The sequence below is a fragment of the Streptomyces sp. HmicA12 genome (assembly GCF_000373565.1).
Lineage (GTDB): Bacteria > Actinomycetota > Actinomycetes > Streptomycetales > Streptomycetaceae > Streptomyces.
Window position 1 is genome coordinate 11,984 of sequence record NZ_KB891798.1, and the last position, 16,943, is coordinate 28,926.

The 16,943-nt window shown below is 73.0% G+C and carries 17 protein-coding genes; 11 read left to right on the top strand and 6 right to left on the bottom strand.

Translation table 11 applies throughout. The features are described 5' to 3' along the window. Positions 1-99: 99 nt before the first annotated feature. From B072_RS0103940 to hemC, 5 genes are all read left to right on the top strand, one after another. The gene (locus B072_RS0103940) at positions 100-1,548 is read left to right on the top strand and encodes a BNR repeat-containing protein (protein ID WP_018528626.1); all 1,449 of its coding nucleotides are present in this window, start codon (positions 100-102) and stop codon (positions 1,546-1,548) included. A 117-nt stretch (positions 1,549-1,665) separates the two neighbouring features. Continuing rightward, a complete protein-coding gene (locus B072_RS0103945; RefSeq protein ID WP_018528627.1) occupies positions 1,666-2,694 on the top strand; it encodes a LacI family DNA-binding transcriptional regulator in 1,029 nt (342 codons plus the stop codon). Positions 2,695-2,804: 110 nt separating this feature from the next. After that, positions 2,805-4,109, top strand: coding sequence for an alpha/beta fold hydrolase (locus B072_RS0103950; RefSeq protein ID WP_018528628.1), 1,305 nt, complete (start codon positions 2,805-2,807; stop codon positions 4,107-4,109). An 83-nt stretch (positions 4,110-4,192) separates the two neighbouring features. Further along, positions 4,193-4,651, top strand: coding sequence for a hypothetical protein (locus B072_RS0103955; protein WP_018528629.1), 459 nt, complete (start codon positions 4,193-4,195; stop codon positions 4,649-4,651). 102 nt (positions 4,652-4,753) lie between these two features. Continuing rightward, positions 4,754-5,686 carry a hydroxymethylbilane synthase gene (hemC, locus tag B072_RS0103960; RefSeq protein ID WP_043243286.1) on the top strand — a complete coding sequence of 311 codons (933 nt, stop codon included), beginning with the start codon at positions 4,754-4,756 and terminating at the stop codon, positions 5,684-5,686. Positions 5,687-5,704: 18 nt separating this feature from the next. Here the strand turns inward: hemC and B072_RS0103965 are convergent, their stop codons facing one another. Then, positions 5,705-7,090, bottom strand: coding sequence for an MFS transporter (locus B072_RS0103965; RefSeq protein ID WP_018528631.1), 1,386 nt, complete (start codon positions 7,088-7,090; stop codon positions 5,705-5,707). Next, positions 7,087-7,680: a TetR/AcrR family transcriptional regulator gene (locus B072_RS0103970; RefSeq protein ID WP_018528632.1), complete on the bottom strand. Its 594-nt coding sequence runs from the start codon at positions 7,678-7,680 to the stop codon at positions 7,087-7,089. Before B072_RS0103970 ends, B072_RS0103965 begins: the two co-directional genes overlap by 4 nt. Before the next feature lie 126 nt (positions 7,681-7,806). Between B072_RS0103970 and B072_RS0103975 the strand changes: the two genes are divergently transcribed. After that, positions 7,807-8,646, top strand: coding sequence for an enoyl-CoA hydratase/isomerase family protein (locus B072_RS0103975; RefSeq protein WP_018528633.1), 840 nt, complete (start codon positions 7,807-7,809; stop codon positions 8,644-8,646). Between the two features lie 33 nt (positions 8,647-8,679). On the opposite strand, the gene B072_RS0103980 is transcribed toward B072_RS0103975, so the two are convergent. The 3 genes from B072_RS0103980 to B072_RS0103990 form a co-directional block, all read right to left on the bottom strand. Further along, the gene (locus tag B072_RS0103980; RefSeq protein ID WP_018528634.1) at positions 8,680-9,543 is read right to left on the bottom strand and encodes a hypothetical protein; all 864 of its coding nucleotides are present in this window, start codon (positions 9,541-9,543) and stop codon (positions 8,680-8,682) included. Positions 9,544-9,679: 136 nt separating this feature from the next. Next, positions 9,680-10,579, bottom strand: coding sequence for an SDR family oxidoreductase (locus B072_RS0103985; protein WP_018528635.1), 900 nt, complete (start codon positions 10,577-10,579; stop codon positions 9,680-9,682). A gap of 51 nt (positions 10,580-10,630) precedes the next feature. Next, positions 10,631-11,659, bottom strand: coding sequence for an NAD(P)/FAD-dependent oxidoreductase (locus B072_RS0103990; protein ID WP_018528636.1), 1,029 nt, complete (start codon positions 11,657-11,659; stop codon positions 10,631-10,633). A gap of 101 nt (positions 11,660-11,760) precedes the next feature. Between B072_RS0103990 and B072_RS0103995 the strand changes: the two genes are divergently transcribed. From B072_RS0103995 to B072_RS48005, 5 genes are all read left to right on the top strand, one after another. Next, complete coding sequence (locus B072_RS0103995; protein ID WP_018528637.1) at positions 11,761-12,381, top strand: helix-turn-helix domain-containing protein; 621 nt, start codon at positions 11,761-11,763, stop codon at positions 12,379-12,381. 88 nt (positions 12,382-12,469) lie between these two features. Beyond that, on the top strand, positions 12,470-13,456 hold the full coding sequence (locus B072_RS0104000) for an NADPH:quinone oxidoreductase family protein (RefSeq protein ID WP_018528638.1): 987 nt from the start codon (positions 12,470-12,472) through the stop codon (positions 13,454-13,456). Further along, positions 13,453-14,637: an acyl-CoA dehydrogenase family protein gene (locus B072_RS0104005; protein WP_018528639.1), complete on the top strand. Its 1,185-nt coding sequence runs from the start codon at positions 13,453-13,455 to the stop codon at positions 14,635-14,637. The genes B072_RS0104000 and B072_RS0104005 overlap by 4 nt, the downstream gene beginning before the upstream one ends. Beyond that, positions 14,634-15,728: an acyl-CoA dehydrogenase family protein gene (locus tag B072_RS0104010; protein ID WP_018528640.1), complete on the top strand. Its 1,095-nt coding sequence runs from the start codon at positions 14,634-14,636 to the stop codon at positions 15,726-15,728. Before B072_RS0104005 ends, B072_RS0104010 begins: the two co-directional genes overlap by 4 nt. 129 nt (positions 15,729-15,857) lie before the next feature. Continuing rightward, on the top strand, positions 15,858-16,232 hold the full coding sequence (locus B072_RS48005) for a VOC family protein (protein WP_026245428.1): 375 nt from the start codon (positions 15,858-15,860) through the stop codon (positions 16,230-16,232). Here B072_RS48005 and B072_RS45360 read toward each other — a convergent pair. After that, positions 16,229-16,759, bottom strand: coding sequence for a hypothetical protein (locus tag B072_RS45360; RefSeq protein ID WP_158689139.1), 531 nt, complete (start codon positions 16,757-16,759; stop codon positions 16,229-16,231). The genes B072_RS48005 and B072_RS45360 overlap by 4 nt on opposite strands. Positions 16,760-16,943 lie beyond the last annotated feature (184 nt).

Here is a 16,943-nt window from a genome sequence, read left to right on the forward strand (position 1 = left end):
CGGGGTTACCCGAGCGAAACGATTCAAGCCACTGATCCAGACCTCTTGTCCCAACCCCTGCGGGGGTGTCAGACCCCTTCGGGGTGAAGGAGCCGCCGCATGCCCGCCCGCCGCACCGTCCTGCTGAGCGCGCTCGCCGCCACCCCGCTGCTCGGCTCCGCATCCGCATCCGCATCCGCATCCGCTCCGGCGGTCGCGAACGCCGCGCCCCCGGGTCCCTCCGTGCGTCTCGTCTCCGACAGCCAACTCGACAGCCAGGCGCTGTACTTCGTCTCCTACGACGGCCTGGTCAACAACAACTCCTTCCAGAAGAGCGGCCTGTTGACGTACGCCGGGTATCAGTACGCCGCCTGGTACACGGCCGACCGCACGGCCGTGCTCGCCCGCCGGCGACTCCCCGGCGGCCCCTGGCAGACCCTGCGGCTGCCGCACCGGCTGCGCTACGACGACTCGCACAACGTCATCAGCCTCGGCGCATCGCCCCGCGACGGCCGCCTCCATGTCCTCATGGACTCGCACAGCGACGCCTTCTTCTACGTGAAGTCGGCCGCCGCTCTCCTGACGCGACCGGCCGATTTCCCGTGGAGCGCCGCGCACTTCGGCGACGTACAGAACACCCTCGACGGGGTGGCCCTGACCGACCGGTTCACGTACCCGCAGTTCCTCGCCACACCCGAGGGAAAGCTCCAACTCCTCTACCGCACCGGGGTGTCGGGCAACGGGCAGGCCGCGCTCGCCGAGTACGACGGCACCGCCTGGACCGACCTGGGGGAGTGGTCGAGCGCCACCGGCACGTACCGCGGCGAGCACGGCAGCAGCACCGCCCGCAGCATGTACGTGCACGGCTTCGACTACGGCCCCGACCGGGCGCTGCACGTCTTCTTCACCTGGCGCGAGCAGAACGCGGCCGTCATGTGCAGCCCGGGCGGCCTGTCCAACCACGAGATGGCCTACGTCACCAGCGCCGACCGCGGACGGACCTGGCGCGACAGCGGTGGCGCTGTCGTCGGGGTCACGGGCGGCGCCGACCTCGTCTCCGTCACCGATACCGGGACCGTCGTCGAGGCGATCGACCCCGACCACTCCCTGATGAACCAGGAGAGCCAGGCCGTCGACTCCGCGGGACGCCCGCACGCCCTGTGGTCGTACGTCCCCGGCCGCTTCGGCCAGTGCACCACGGACTATGCCGCCGACCGCGTCGCCCACGGCCGCACGTTCCACATGTACCGCGACGAGCAAGGGAGTTGGCGCAAGACGGAGATTCCCGAGCCGCCCGCCTCCACGCAGCGCAGCCGGCTCGCCCTCGACCGCCACGACAACGCCTACGCGATCATGCCCCGCGCCAAGATCGTGGCCGCCTCTGCGGCGAGCGGCTGGACCGACTGGCGCGTGCTGTACGACGGCTCCGGCCTCGACGCGTACGGCGAGGTCCTCATCGACGAACCGCGGCTGAAGGCGGACGGAGTGCTGTCCGTGCTCTATCAGCAGGCGTCCACCGGAACCACGCCCTCGCCGATCCGCGTCGCGGACTTCGCGCTGCCCGCCTAGCCGGGGCTCCTCGCGGTCCGATTCCCCGCCTGCCTCCGTCCGGCGGGCCGAACGTGGACCGGGACGCCCCACGTAGACTCCCCCTGCCGCACCCGCTCACCTGGAGGACCACACCCGATGGCACAGTCCGTGGGGATCAAGGACGTCGCCCGCGTCGCCGGGGTGTCCGTGGGCACCGTCTCGAACGTGATCAACCGGCCCGAGACCGTCGCCGAGGAGACCAGGGCGCGGGTCCTCTCGGCCATCGACCGGCTCGGCTACGTCCGCAGCGAGTCGGCTCGGCAACTGCGCGCGGGACGCAGCCGGATCATGGGCCTCCTCGTCCTCGACATGGGCAACCCGTTCTTCGTCGACGTGGCGCGCGGCGCCGAGCGGGCCGCGCGCGAGGCCGGGCTCGGCGTCATGGTGTGCAACAGCGCGCAGAGCCCCGCCGAGGAGGCCGAGTACCTGTCGCTCTTCGCCGAGCAGCGGGTGCGCGGCGTGCTGCTGACCCCGGCCGAGGCGACCGGCCGCACCGTGGAGCAGTTCCGGCGGCACGACATCCCGTTCGTGCTCGTCGACCGCGTCGCCGAGGGCGCCACCGAGTGCTCCGTCTCCGTCGACGACGTCAACGGAGGCGCGCTCGCCGTGCGCCACCTCGTCGACGCGGGCCACCGCCGGATCGCGTACGTGAGCGGACCGCCCGCCCTGAACCAGGTCAAGGACCGTCGCCAGGGGGCCCTGCGCGCGTTGGCGGAGGCCGGGCTGCCCGCCTCCGCCCTCCACGAACTCCCCACCGAACGCCTCGACGTCGCCGCCGGACGCGACGCGGGCGCCCGCCTGCTCGGCCTCGCCGACCGCCCCACCGCCGTCTTCTGCGCCAACGACCTCCTCGCCCTCGGCGTCCTGCAGTCGCTGTACGCCGCCGGGGTGCGGGTCCCCGAGGACATCGCCATCGTCGGCTACGACGACATCGAGTTCGCGGCCGCCGCCGCGGTGCCCCTCACCTCGGTGCGCCAGCCCGCCGTCACCATGGGCGCGCTCGCCGCCGAACTGCTCCTGGAGGAGATCGAGGCCGCCGACCGGCCGGACGGCATCCACGAACACCGCCGCGTCGTGCTCCAGCCGGAACTGGTCGTCCGCGGCTCCAGCCTGGGCCCGCGCTGACCCCGCCCCGCACCGTGTGCTGAACTGGGCGGAAGATCCGGATGTCCGCATTCCGGATCTCCCCGTACCGCCTCGTACCGTCTTGTTCCGCCTTGCGCACAGGAGCCGAATTGAGCGCCGCCCGCTACCGCCAGCCCGGGGTCGTCCTCACCGACCGCCGCTTCACCGTCCCGCTGGACCACGACACCCCCGACGGCGAGCGCATCGAGCTGTACGCGCGCGAGGCCGTCGCCGCGGGCCGCGAGGACGACCACCTGCCCTGGCTCCTCTACCTCCAGGGCGGCCCCGGCTTCGGCGCGAACCGCTTCGTCGGCAAGCAGGCCTGGCTCGGGCGCGCGCTGCAGGACCACCGGGTCCTGCTCCTCGACCAGCGAGGCACCGGCGCCTCGACGCCCGCCAACCGCCAGACCCTCCCGCTGCGCGGGGACGCCGCGCGGCAGGCCGCGTACCTGACGCACTTCCGCGCCGACTCGATCGTCCGCGACTGCGAGTCCATCCGCCGCGAGGTGACCGGCGGCGCCCCCTGGACCGTCCTCGGCCAGAGCTTCGGCGGCTTCTGCGCCACGCACTACCTGTCGTACGCGCCCGAGGGCCTGGCCGCGGCCGTCATCACCGGCGGCCTGCCCACCCTGGACGGCCACGCGGACGACGTCTACCGCGCCGCCTACCCGCGCATCGAGCGCAAGGTCCGCGCGCACTACGCCCGCTACCCGATGGACGTGGAGCGGGCCCGCGAGATCGCCGTGTACGTGGCCGAACGGGAACCGGTGCTGCCCGGCGGCTACCGGCTCACCCTGGAAGCCTTCCAGTCCCTGGGTATCTGGCTGGGCGCCAGTGACGGCAGCGACCGGCTGCACTACCTCCTGGAGGACGCGTTCGTCCGCACCCCGGCGGGCCGAGAACTGTCGGACTCCTTCCAGGAGCAGGTCGCCGCCGCCCTGTCCTTCGCGTCCCATCCGCTCTACGCGGTCCTGCACGAGGCCATCTACGCGCAGGGCGGCCGGGCCACCGACTGGGCGGCGGAGCGGGTGCGCGCCGAGTTCCCCCCGTTCGACGGCGAGAAGGCGCTCGCCTCCGGCGGGCCCCTCTACTTCACCGGTGAGTCCGTCCACCCTTGGCAGTTCGACTGCGACCCGGCGCTGCGGCCGCTACGGGACACCGCCCAGGCCCTGGCCGAGCGGGTCGACTGGGCACCGCTGTACGACCCGGTCCGGCTGGCGGCGAACGAGGTCCCGGCGGTCGCCGCCGTCTACCACGACGACATGTATGTCGACACCGAGCACGCGCTGCGCACGGCTCGTTCGGTACGGGGGCTGCGGCCCTGGGTGACGAACGAGTTCGAGCACGACGGGCTGCGGGCCGGGGCGCCGCGGGTGCTCGACCGGCTGCTGGGGATGGTGCGCGGGGAGGTGTGACCTGTCCCTGCGCACCCGCGCCCCGAGTTGCGACGGGCGTGCCCCTGATCGACGGTAGGTGCGATGACGCCCAGGGAGGCAGCGTGCAGCTTGAACAGGTCGATGATGCCGCCAAGGAAGAGCGCCTCTACCGGCAGCTCTACGCGGGGCTGCCCGTGGCGATGCCGGATCCGAGCCGGGTGACCTGGCCCGCGCCGTCCGCAACGGTCGCGGCACGCGAAGACGACGCGCTGCTGGGCTGGGTGGTGTTCTTCGCCCATCCGAACGAGCGCAGCGCGGCGATCCTCCAGTGGATCGTGGTCGAGCGGGAACGGGAGCGGATCGCGCAGGGCCACAACACCGAGCAGCCGGTCACCGAGGCGGAACTGCGGACGCTGGAGCCCCTCGTGCGGGAAGCCGCCGAGCAGGCCCGCGCGGCGGGGTACTCCCAGCTCGAATGGTTCCCCGCCGAACCCGGCTTCGCCGAGGGGCTCGCCGACCTCCTGGAGGCGCAGGCGCTGGACGACGACGAGGGCTGGCGCCACTACCGGCTGGGGCTGTAGCCCCTTAGCCGACGCGAAGCCCCACCGCCCCGCAACGGGTGGGAAACTCACCCTTTCGGGGTCTCCCACCGGTGGGCGGGCGCGGGCCTCTATCGTGGCGGGATGGCACCCGAGTTGATCCGTATCGTCTCCCGTTCCTCGCCCATGGCCCTCGCCCAGGTGGAGCGCGTGCGCGCCGAACTCGCCGCGCTCCATCCGGGGATCCGCACCGAGGTCGTGCCCGTCACGACGAGCGGCGACAAGTGGATGGGTGATCTGGCGCAGCTCGGTGGCAAGGGGGCGTTCACCAAAGAGGTCGACCTGGCGCTGCTCGAGGGGCGCGCCGACCTCGCCGTGCACTGCCTCAAGGACATCCCGGCGGACCGGCCGTTGCCCGAAGGGTGCACGTTCGGCGCGTACCTGAAGCGCGACGACGTCCGCGACGCCCTCATCGACCCGGCCGGCCGGACCCTCGACGAGTTGCCCGAGGGAACCCGCATCGGCACCTCGTCCGTGCGGCGCGTCGCCCAACTGGCGTCCAGCCACCCGCACCTGGAGTGCGTACCGATGCGCGGCAACGCCAACCGCCGCCTGGAGAAGCTGGCCGCCGGCGACGCGGACGCGCTGCTGCTCGCCCTGTCGGGGCTCGAGCGGATCGGACGGACGGACGTCGTCACCGACGTGCTGTCGCCCGAGCTGATGTGCCCGCCCATCGGCGCCGGGATCCTCGCGCTGCAGTGCCGCGCGGACGACGCGACCACGCTGGACGCGGTCACCGGCCTCGGGGATCACGACACCTGGCGGGAGGCGACCGCCGAGCGCATGTTCCTGCACGTGCTGCAGGGACACTGCAACTCGCCCGTCGCCGGGTACGCGCGGGCCGGCCGCGGTGGGGATCTGTCCCTGCGGGCCTGTGTGTTCACGCCGGACGGGAAGCGGGTGCTCAACGCGCAGGAGTGGGCGGGGCCGCTTGACCCCGCCACCCTGGGCATGTCGGTGGCGGTGGCCCTGCTGCGCCAAGGCGCCCGCGAACTGATCGACGGCATCCCGCACTAGGAGCCGGGGCGGCCTCGGCTACGACGCCTCCGTGGTCGGCCGGGTCGCTCCCCGTGGCCCCGTCGGCAGCTTCCCCGTCGCCAGTGCTCCGGCGCAGGCCAGACCGGCCAGCACCGTGAGCGCCGTCCCCATCGACGCCACGAAGTTCTGGCCGGTGGCGAGCAGTGCCGTCGCCGTGGCCACGCCGAGCGTCGGGCCGATGTTCATCGCCGTCTGCTGGAGACCGCCGGCCACCCCGGCGTCCACCAGGCGGGCCCGGCGCACCAGGACCTCGGTCGCGGCGACCATGACGGTGCCGAACCCTGTGCCCAGCGCGAACGCGCAGCCCGCGACGGCCCACGCGGTCGCCGCGCCGTCCAGCCGGCCGAAACCGAAGACACCCGCCGCCAGGATCAGCATGCCGCAGCAGGTGGTCGGGCGTGCCCCGTGGCGGCGCAGCAGAACCGCGCTGAGCGGCGCCGCGAGGACCATGCACAGCGCGGCGGGCAGCATGCGCAGGGCGGTGCCCAGCGCGTCGAGACCGAGCACGTCCTGAAGGAAGTACGTCGCCGTGAACAGGGTGCCGAACAGCGCCGCCGACGCGGTCAGCAGGATCCCGAGCGACGCGGCCACCACCGGTGACGCCAACAGGGCGGGGGAGAGGAGCGGGTGCGGGGTGCGGAGCTCGTGGACCACGAAGGCGGCCACCGCCACGCAGGTCCCGGCCAGGGCGGTCACCGAACCCGTCGACCAGCCGGCCCCGGGCAGCGTGACGAGCACCGTGACCAGGCAGGCCAGTGCCCCGCCGAGCAACAGTGCACCGCCCACGTCGAGTCCGGCCGGCCGCTCCTGCCCGGCCGGCTCGCGCGCATCCCGTACGCACAGCACGAGCAGCGCGATCGCCACGGCCGGCAGCACGCCGAGGAGGAACACCGAACGCCAGCCCAGATGCGCCGTGAGCACCCCGCCGACGAGCGGGCCCGCGGCCGCCGCGACCCCGATGGCGCTGGTGCGCAGGGCGATCGGCATGCCCAGCTCGTCCGGTGGATACGCGGCCCGCAGCATGCCGAGCGTCGCCGGCTGCAAAAGCGCCCCGCACACCCCCTGCACCACGCGCAGCGCGATCACGGCGCCGATCCCGGGCGCGCACCCGATGCCCGCCGACGCCGCGGCGAATCCGAGCATCCCGTACCCGAACAGGCGCCGGTGCCCGTACCGGTCGCCGAGCCTTCCCGCGAAGACGAGCAGACTGGCCACCGCGATCAGATAGCCGGTGCTCGTCCACTGGACCTGGGTGAGCGAGGCGCCGAGATCGCGCTGGAGCGCGGGCTGGGCGATGGTCAGCACGGTGCCGTCGAGCGCCACGAGAACCGCGCCGACGACGCTGCCCGCGAGCGTGACGCGCCGATGAGCGCGGGCGGTCACCGGCCCACCGGACCCAGATGCGCGTCGAGCACCGAGACCAGCAACGGCTCGATGTCGTCGACGGCGGTGGCGAGTTGCAGGCTTCCCCAGCCCCACAGCTGGGCGACACCGTGCAGATTGGCCCACAACGCGCCCGCGACGACGGCGGGTTCGGTGCCTCGGCGGACCTCCGCCACCAATCCGGTGAACATCTCGAACAGCGGCAGGCTCGTGTCACGCAGCCCCGACTCGCCGCTCTCCAGAAGGTCGTGACGGAACATCAACTCGTACATGCCGCGATGATCGGCGGCGAAGGCGAGATACGACCTGGCGAGCGCGGCGAGCCGGGCACGCGGATCGGCCTCGGCGGCGCCGAGCGCCCGGTGTGCTTCTTCGCCGAGCTGTGCGAAGCCCCGGCGCGCGATCGCCGAGAGCAGCTCCAGGTGCGTGGGGAAGTAGCGGCGGGGCGCCCCGTGCGACACCCCGGCGCGCCGGGCGATCTCCCGCAGCGACAGGGCTGCCGCGCCCTCCGCGTCCACCAGGGCCACGCCCGTGTCGATGAGGCGGTCCCGCAGGCCGCCTCCCTTGTCGCTGTCGCCGTCCGTCTCCATAGACACTGTCTACCTCATGTGCGTAGACAGTGTCTACTCTCTTGGGTGTGCAGGGGGCTTCAAGGTGTGCGGCAGGGCCGCTACGCTGCGCGCCGCCAGGGACGCCGACGACCGGCTGGGGGCCGCATGATCGACACGACCGACACCTCGATCCCCGACGGCGACGAACGGCGGCTGCGCCTGGACGTCGACAAGGACGGCGTCGGCGTGCTCACGCTGTGCCGCCCGGCGAAGCTCAACGCCTGGAGCTGGGAGTCGAGTAGGCAGCTCGGCGTCATGGCCGACCGGATCCGGTTCGACGACCGCGTCAGGGTCGTCCTGCTGCGGGCCGAGGGGCGCGCCTTCTGCGCGGGTATCGACGTGACCGCGCCCGGCAGCGGCATCGAGGGGGAGAGCGGATCGGCGCGCAGCCGCGCCTACTACGAGGGCATCCGGTGGGTGCACGAGCGGTTCGCGGCGTTCGCACGGCTCCCACAGCCCGTCGTCGCGGCCGTTCAGGGGTACTGCCTCGGCTTCGGCTTCGAGCTCGCGCTCATGGCGGACGTCCGGATCGCGGCCGACGACGCCGTGTTCGCCCTGCCGGAGGCGCAGTTGGGGGTGGCGGTCGACGCGGGCGGCGATCTGCGCATCGCCCGTGAGGCCGGTGCCGGCTGGGCCAAGTTCCTGGCGCTGACCGGGCGACGCATCGACGCGGACACGGCGCGGCGCCTGAACCTGCTTCAACAGGTCGTTCCCGAAGCCGAGTTGGAGCGGGCCGCCCGGGACGTGGCGCGGGAGATCGCGGCGAACGCGCCCCTGGCCGTGCAGTCCGTCAAACGGGACATCGACGCCTACGCCGACGCCGGTCTCGACGCGGCCCTGGACCGGGTCGCGATGAGCGCCGCCCTCACGCTCACCTCCGAGGACGCGACGGAAGGGTTCACGGCGAAGGCCCGACGGCGGCCCCCGGAGTTCCGCGGAGCGTGAGCCCGAGCGCCCGACCAGGGGCGAGTGCCGCGGTCAGCGCTCGTCCGTGTCGGCCACGGAACTCCTGTCGTCGGTGCCGACAGCGCCGTCGGGCACCCCGCCGGCGGCGTCGCCCAGGTCGAACACGCTCTCCCGCAGCGCCTGGATCACGTCGTCCAGCTCGGCCACGCAGTGCAGCAGCCGCCGGTGCGCGGGCCCCTCGCCGAGCATCCCGGCCGCGCCGTGCAGTTCAAGCCCCACGTCGAAGACCCTGCGCACCACGCCGTCACGGAGATCGGCGGCGATCCGGTCCCGCTCCCGGGCCAGGGACAGTTCGCGGACCTCCGTCTGCAGCGCCATGTTGGCCACCATCGAACCCTTGATCCGGTCCCGCAGGCCGTGCGTGGCGACCGCGATGAGCGCTCCGAGGGCGCTCCACAGCACCACACGCCGGGCGATCACCACTCCGGGCGCCGCCTGGGCGAAGGACGAGACCGTCTGTACGGCGACGACCGCCGCGACCACCCACGCCGACTCCCACCGATGGTGGAACAGCACCGTCCAGATCAGCGGGACCAGCAGCACGAGTCCGACACCGGCGGCCGGGCCGGTCGCCAGGATCAGCGCGAGGACGGAACCGGTGTGGAGCAGCGGCACCAGCACCGGAGTCCACCCCGGCAGCCGCTGCCAGGGCAGCAGAAAGGCCCCGGCGCACAGCAACAGGAGGGTGACGCTGACCGTGTACGCGGTCCAGGACCGGATGTCGCCGTGCGGTACGAGGACGCTGACCGTCGCCACGACGGCGACCAGCGCGAACGGGACGGCTCGCGACGCGAGGCCGGGCTGCTGGAACTGCCGGCCGACACTGTGCCCGTCGGTGTCGGTCAGGGCCCGCCAGTGCTTGGTCCGAGATTCCACAGCACCCCCCGTCGGCCGGAGCGCTTCCTGACCCCACCGAGAGTGGGTCCGACCGTACGCATGGTAGCGACGCACACCGGCCACAGACAGGGAAGCCGGACATCGAGGGCCAGGCGGCACGGCCGGGACCGCGTACTCACTCCGCCGCGAACGGTCCCCGGCCCAGCTGCTCCCGCACGGTGGACACCGGGGCGTTGACCAGGCTGCGCCGCTGCCAGTTCGCCCCGTCCACCACCAGGGTGTGGCCGCTGATGAAACGCGCGTAGGGAGAGGCGAGGAACGTGGCCGCCCAGCCCAACTCCCGTGGCGCGCCCACCCGCAGGGCCGGCTGGCGGGCCGCGGGGTCGTCGGCCCGGTCCAGGTTGGCGCGGATGTCGGACGTCATGTCCTCGTGCGGCATGAGACCCGGCACCAGGCCGTTGACCTGGATGCCGTACGGACCCCACTCCACGGCCAGCGTCTCCACCAGGTTCTTCACGCCCGCCTTCGCCGCCGCGCTGTGCGCGTACCCGGGGCCGCCGGTCCACGCGTACGAGGCGCCCACCGCGATCACCGAACCCGGGGAGCCCGCCGCGAGATGCCTGCGGCCGAACTCGCGGCTCATGAAGAACGTGCCGTTGAGCGTGATGTCGACCACCGAGCGCCAGCCGTTCGGGCTCAAGTCCTCGGCGGGTACGGGGAAGTTGGCGGCCGCGTTGTTCACCAGGACGTCCGGGGCGCGGCCGTGCGCCGCGGCGGCCGCGTCGAACACCTCGGAGATACGGCCCGCGTCCCGGATGTCGCAGGTCGCCGCCGTGACCGCTCCCGCACCCTCGACGGCCGCCAACTCCTCGCGGGCGGGAGCCAGATGCTCGGGCTTGCGACTCACGATCATGATGCTCGCGCCGAGCCGCGCGAACTCCGCCGCGATCGCCCGGCCGAGGCCCGTGCCGCCCCCGGTCACCAGGACGAGCCGGTCGTCGTACGTGCCCGGCGGCAGGGCCGAGAGTCCGAGCGGGGGAGGAGCGGGCAGTCCGGGTGCGGGAGGCGTCGTCATGCGGGCATGGATACCGCCTGCACCCTCAACCCGCCATGCCCGTGCGGGACTTCAGGCACCGTCCGCGGACCGGCGGGCCCGCGCCACGGCCCGCTCGCCCTCCGGCGAGAACACACCGGCTCGCCGCAGCTCGGCTCCCCGCGCCGCGTCGAAGGTGACCAGTTGCGCGTTGATGAAGGCGCCGGCCCGGTAGCCCGCGCTCGCCGCGTTGACGACCTGCTCCGCCGCGCCCGCCGCGTTCCCCACGGCCCACACGCCCGGCACGCTGGTCTGCCCCGTCGGGTCCACGTCCACGAACGGTCCGGCCGGGGTCTCGTGCGTGCGGGCACCCAGCGTGGACAGCAGGGAGTCGCGCGGCACCATGCGGGTCGGCACGACGAACACCGACCGCGCGAATTCCCGGCCGCTCGCGAGCCGCACCCCGGTCAGCCGGTCGTCCGCCACGACGAGCCCGTCGATCTTCCCGCTGACCACGCTCACCCCGGCCGAGGCCAGCGTCTGCCAGTCCGCGTCCGGGAGTTCGTCCTCGTCGACACCGTCGAGGAAGAGCGTCACGTCGTCGGAGAGCTGACTGAACAGCAGAGCCTGGTGCGTGCCCGACGCCTTGCGGTACAGCACGCCGATCGGCTGGTCCCGCACCTCCCAGCCGTGGCAGAACGGGCAGTGCAGCACGTCCCGGCCCCAGCGCTCGGCGACCCCGGGAACGTCCGGCAGCTCGTCCACGAGGCCGGTCGCGATCACCAGGCGGCGTGCGTGCACCCGACCGCCGTCGGCCAGCGTCACGTCGAACTCGCCGGACCCGTCGGACTCGGCCGCCGTCACCCGGTCCCGGACGAGCTCCACGCCGTACTCGGCGACCTCGCGGCGCACCTCGGCCAGGAACTCGCCGGGCGGCATGCCGTCGCGCGACGGGTAGCCGTGCATGTGCGCGGCCGGCGCGTTGCGCGGCTCGCCCGCGTCGATCACCAGGACCGAGCGGCGGGAGCGGCCCAGGATCAGCGCCGCCGACAGGCCCGCCGCTCCGCCACCGACGACCACGACCTCGTACGCGTCCTTCATGTCCTTGCCGGTGCTGCTCATGGGGTCCACCTCGTCTGCGCAGTAGCTGTCCTCGTCGCTTTCGAAGGTGCACCTGGACTCGCCGGATTGACAAATGGCTTTGCCGAAACTGCAATGGATTCATGAACGCACACGACCATGAACACGGCGGGGAGCCGGACGCGAGCACGGACGAGGTGCTCTCCGGTGTCGGGCCGCGCCTGCGCGCCCTGCGCAAGGAGCGTGGCGCCACGCTCTCCGGCCTCTCCGAGACCACCGGCATCTCCGTGAGCACGCTCTCCCGCCTGGAGTCGGGCCTGCGCAAGCCCAGCCTGGAGCTGCTCCTGCCGATCGCCCGCGCCCACCAGGTCCCGCTGGACGAACTGGTCGGCGCGCCGCCGGTCGGCGATCCCCGGGTGCGCGCGAAGCCGGTCGTGCGGCACGGCCGGACGATGATCCCGCTGACCCGGCAGCCGGGCGGCCTCCAGGCGTACAAGATCATCGAGCCGCAGCGGCAGGCGGAGCCCGACCCGCAGACGCACGAGGGCTACGAGTGGATCTACATGCTCTCCGGCAGGCTGCGGCTCGTCCTCGGCGAGCACGACGTGGTGCTCGGTCCCGGTGAGGCCGCCGAGTTCGACACGCGCGTGCCGCACTGGTTCGGGTCGACGGGGGAGGGGCCCGCCGAGTTCCTGAGTCTGTTCGGGCCGCAGGGGGAGCGGATGCACGTCAGGGCGCGGCCCGCGCGGGGCCGGCAGGAGTGACTTGAGCAGGGGCATTCACAGGACGGCAAGCGACCGCTTAGTATGCGGCGGAACCCGGTTTGACGAAGCAGTCCCGTGGAGGCCCCGCATGCAGGCATGGCAAGTGCACGAGAACGGCGAGCCGAGCGAGGTGATGCGCCTCGCGGAGGTGGATCGCCCCGTGCCCGGCGAGGGGCAGGTCCTGCTCAAGGTGCGCGCCGCCGCCATCAACTTCCCGGACGCGCTGCTCTGCCGCGGCCTGTACCAGGTCAAGCCGCCGCTGCCGTTCACCCCCGGGGTGGAGATCTGCGGCGAGACCGAGGACGGCCGCCGGGTCATCGCCAATCCGGCGCTGCCGCACGGCGGCTTCGCCGAGTACGTCGTCGCCGACGCCCGGGCCCTGCTGCCCGCGCCCGAGGCCCTGGACGACGCCGAGACGGCCGCCCTGCACATCGCCTACCAGACCGGCTGGTTCGGGCTGCACCAGCGTGCCCGCATCGAAGCCGGAGAGACGCTGCTCGTGCACGCCGCCGCGGGGGGCGTCGGCAGCGCCGCCGTCCAGCTCGGCAAGGCCGCGGGCGCCAAGGTCATCGGTGTCGTCGGCGGGCCCGAGAAGGCGAAGGTGGCTCAGGAGCTGGGCTGCGACGTCGTCGTCGACCGGCGCTCCGAGGACGTCATCGCCGCCGTGAAGGAGGCGACCGGGGGCCGTGGCGCCGACGTCGTCTACGACCCCGTCGGCGGCGAGGCGTACGCGCAGTCCGCGAAGACCGTCGCCTTCGAGGGCCGGATCATCGTCGTCGGCTTCGCCTCCGGCACCATCCCGAGCCCCGCGCTCAACCACGCCCTCGTGAAGAACTACTCGATCATGGGCCTCCACTGGGGCCTGTACGCGCAGAAGAACCCCAAGCTCATCCCGCACTGCCACGAGCGGCTCACCGAGCTCGCCGCCCGCGGTGCCATCAAGCCCCTCGTGAGCGACCGCGTCGACCTCGCCGACGCGCCCGCCGCCGTGCAGCGCGTCGCCGACGGGGTCACCACGGGCCGCGTCGTCGTCGTGCCCGGCCTCAAAGCCCGTACGGAAGGAGCCGCCGCATGACCGTCGACGCGGCACGACTGCGCACCCTGACCCAGGAGTTCCTGGCCGCCCACCCGGTCGCGACCACCTCGCGTGAGGACTTCCTCGGCGCCCGCTTCGACGCGGGGCTCGCGTGGGTGCACTACCCCGAGGGCCTCGGCGGCCTCGACGCGCCGCGCGCCCTCCAGGGCGTCGTGGAGGCGGAGCTGGAGGCGGCGGGCGCCCCGGACAACGCGCCCCGGCGCAACGGCATCGGCCTCGGCATGGCCGCACCCACCGTCCTGCGCTACGGCACCGACGAGCAGAAGCGACGCTTCCTCAAGCCGCTGTGGGTCGGCGAGGAGATCTGGTGCCAGCTGTTCAGCGAGCCCGGCGCCGGCTCCGACCTCGCGGCGCTCGGCACCCGCGCCGTGCGCGACGGCGACAGCTGGATCGTCAACGGCCAGAAGGTGTGGACGTCCGGCGCGCACAACTCCCGGTTCGCCATCCTCATCGCCCGCACCGACCCGGACGTGCCGAAGCACAAGGGCATCACCTACTTCGTGTGCGACATGACCGACCCCGGCGTTGAGGTGCGGCCGCTGCGCCAGATCACCGGCGAGGCCGAGTTCAACGAGGTGTTCCTCACCGACGTCCGCATCCCCGACGCCCACCGGCTCGGCGAGATCGGCGACGGCTGGAAGGTCGCCCAGACCACCCTCAACAACGAGCGGGTCGCCATCGGCGGCGCCCGCATCCCCCGCGAGGGCGGCCTCATCGGCATCGTCGCGGACATCTGGCGCGAGCGCCCCGAACTGCGCACCCACGACCTCCACCAGCGGCTCGTGAAGCTGTGGGTCGACGCCGAGGTCGCCCGGCTCACCGGCGAGCGGCTGCGCCAGCAGCTCGTCGCCGGGCATCCCGGGCCCGAGGGGGCGGGCATGAAGCTCGGCTTCGCGCGCCTCAACCAGGAGATCAGCGGCCTGGAGCTCGAACTCCTCGGCGAGGAGGGCCTGTTGTACGACGACTGGACGATGCGCCGCCCGGAGATCGTGGACTTCGCGGGCCGCGGAGCCGGCTACCGCTATCTGCGGGCCAAGGGCAACAGCATCGAGGGCGGGACGAGCGAGATCCTGCTCAACATCGTCGCCGAGCGCGTGCTGGGCCTGCCGCCCGAGCCGCGCACCGACAAGGACGTCGCATGGAAGGACCTGTCCCGATGAGCGCACAGCCCGATCTGCTGTACTCCGAGGACGAGGAAGCGCTCCGTTCGGCGGTCCGTGACCTGCTCACCGACCACTGCGACGCCGCGTCCGTGCTCGCCCGCGTCGAGTCGGACGAGCCGCACGACCGCGCGCTGTGGAAGAACCTCGCCGAGAGCATGGGCCTGGCCGGGCTGCTCGTGCCCGAGGCGCGCGGCGGCCAGGGGGCCACGCACCGTGAAGTCGCCGTGGTCCTGGAGGAGTTGGGGCGCGCAGTCGCTCCGGTACCGTATCTGACGAGCGCCGTCATCGCGACGGAGGCGCTGCTCGGCTGCGACGGCGACGAGGCCGCGACCCTGCTCGCCGCCCTCGCTTCCGGCCGCACCGTCGGCGCGCTCGCCGTGCCGCTGTCGGCGACGCCGGGGCGCGACTTCACGGACGTACGGGTGGAAGGCGGGGCCCTGACGGGCCGCGTCACCGGTGTCGCGGACGCGGCCGTCGCCGACGTGTTCCTCGTGCCGACGCAGAGCGGCCTGTTCGCCGTCGACGCCGCGGACGTCTCCGTCGAGCCGCAGACCTCCTTCGACCGGACGCGCCCGCTGGCCGCCGTGACCTTCGAGGGCGCCGCCGGACGCCTCCTCGCCGACACCGCCGCGCCCGCCGTGCGCCGCGCCCTGCGGGCCGGAGCCGGACTGCTCGCCTCCGAACAACTCGGCGGCGCCGACTGGCTGTTGACGGAAACGGTCCGGTACACGCGCGAGCGCAACCAGTTCAACCGGCCCGTCGGCTCCTTCCAGGCGCTCAAGCACCGCCTCGCCCAGCTGTGGCTGGAAGTGGTCAACGCCCGTGCGGCCGCCCGCAACGCGGCCGACGCGCTCGCCACCGGCAGCGACGACACCGACATCGCGGTCGCCGTCGCCCAGGCGTACGTGGCGCCCGTCGCGGTGCGCGCGGCGGAGGAGGCGCTTCAGCTGCACGGCGGCATCGGCATGACGTGGGAGCACCCGATCCACCTCTACCTCAAGCGTGCCAAGTCCGCCTCGATCGCCCTCGGCAGCGCGGGCCGCCACCGGGAGGAATTGGCCGAACTGGTCGACCTCCGGGCACCGTGAGCACAGACGGTGAACAGCAGGGGCCGCGGTCAACACTGGTGGTTGACCGCGGCCCCTCCCGTGCGCGGTGCCGGACGACCGAGCCCGATCCGATGGACGACACGGCCCGTCCGTGATCAGCTCTGGGGCATGTCCTCACTCATTCGCCATGTGACCATCGACTGCGCCGACCCGTACACCCTCGCCGGCTTCTGGGCCGAGGCGCTGGGCGGCGCCCTCGCCGCCGACGACAACCCCGGTGACCCCGAGGCGCTCGTGGAGAGCGCGTCCGTCGGCGTGCTGTTCATCCGCGTCCCGGAAGGCAAGGCGGCCAAGAACCGGGTGCACCTGGACCTCCAGCCGCAGGAGCGCACCCGCGACGAGGAGGTCGACCGGCTGCTCGCCCTCGGCGCCACGCTCCAGGGCGACCACCGCAGGCCGGACGGCACAGGCTGGGTGACCCTGCACGACCCCGAGGGCAACGAGTTCTGCGTCGAGCGCAGCGCGAAGGAGCGGGCCTCCTAAGGTGCCGTGTCGTCCCGCACGGTGAGCAGGACGTCCGTGGAGGGCCGGATGCTGCCGTACGCGGACGCGTTCAACTGCACGGCCACATCCACGGTTTCGGGCGTGCCGTCCACCCGGGCGCGCCGTTTCTCGATCAGCGCGGCGGGTGCCGCGATGTGGGGCGCGCCTCCGCACAGGTGCAGCGTGGCCGGATCCCTGCCCACGTCCCCGAGGTCGAAGCGGCCGTCGTCCAGGTTGTCCAGGCCCTCGGTCACGAGACCGGCTCCGCGCAGATAGGCGTGCATCGCGCCTCTGGTGCTGTGGAAGGAGACAGCCAGGCGTACTCCGTCGGACCGCGCCCTGGTGTGCGTGATGTAGTGCACGTCGGTGGCGCCCGCGGGCAGCGTCAATCGGGCATCGTCGAGGGCCTGTCGGAGGGGGAGTTCGCTCGCCTCGCAGGCCCGCGCGTCGTCGAAGGGATGGTCGCCGCGACCGAACACACCCCAGGCCGCCGTCCCGGCGACCGCCGCCACGGCGAGCGCTCCCACGACGCACCCGACACGACGTCTTCGTACGGACCCGCCCACCACGCTCACCCCTCCCGGTTCCCCGACCATGATCGGCCACACTGTACGACGGCCGTCCGGGACGCCCCACGTCAGGTGAACCACAGGCGGCGGTCCGGCCAACTCGCCCCGCAGGCCTGCCCTTCAGAGCCATGGGCCCCGCATA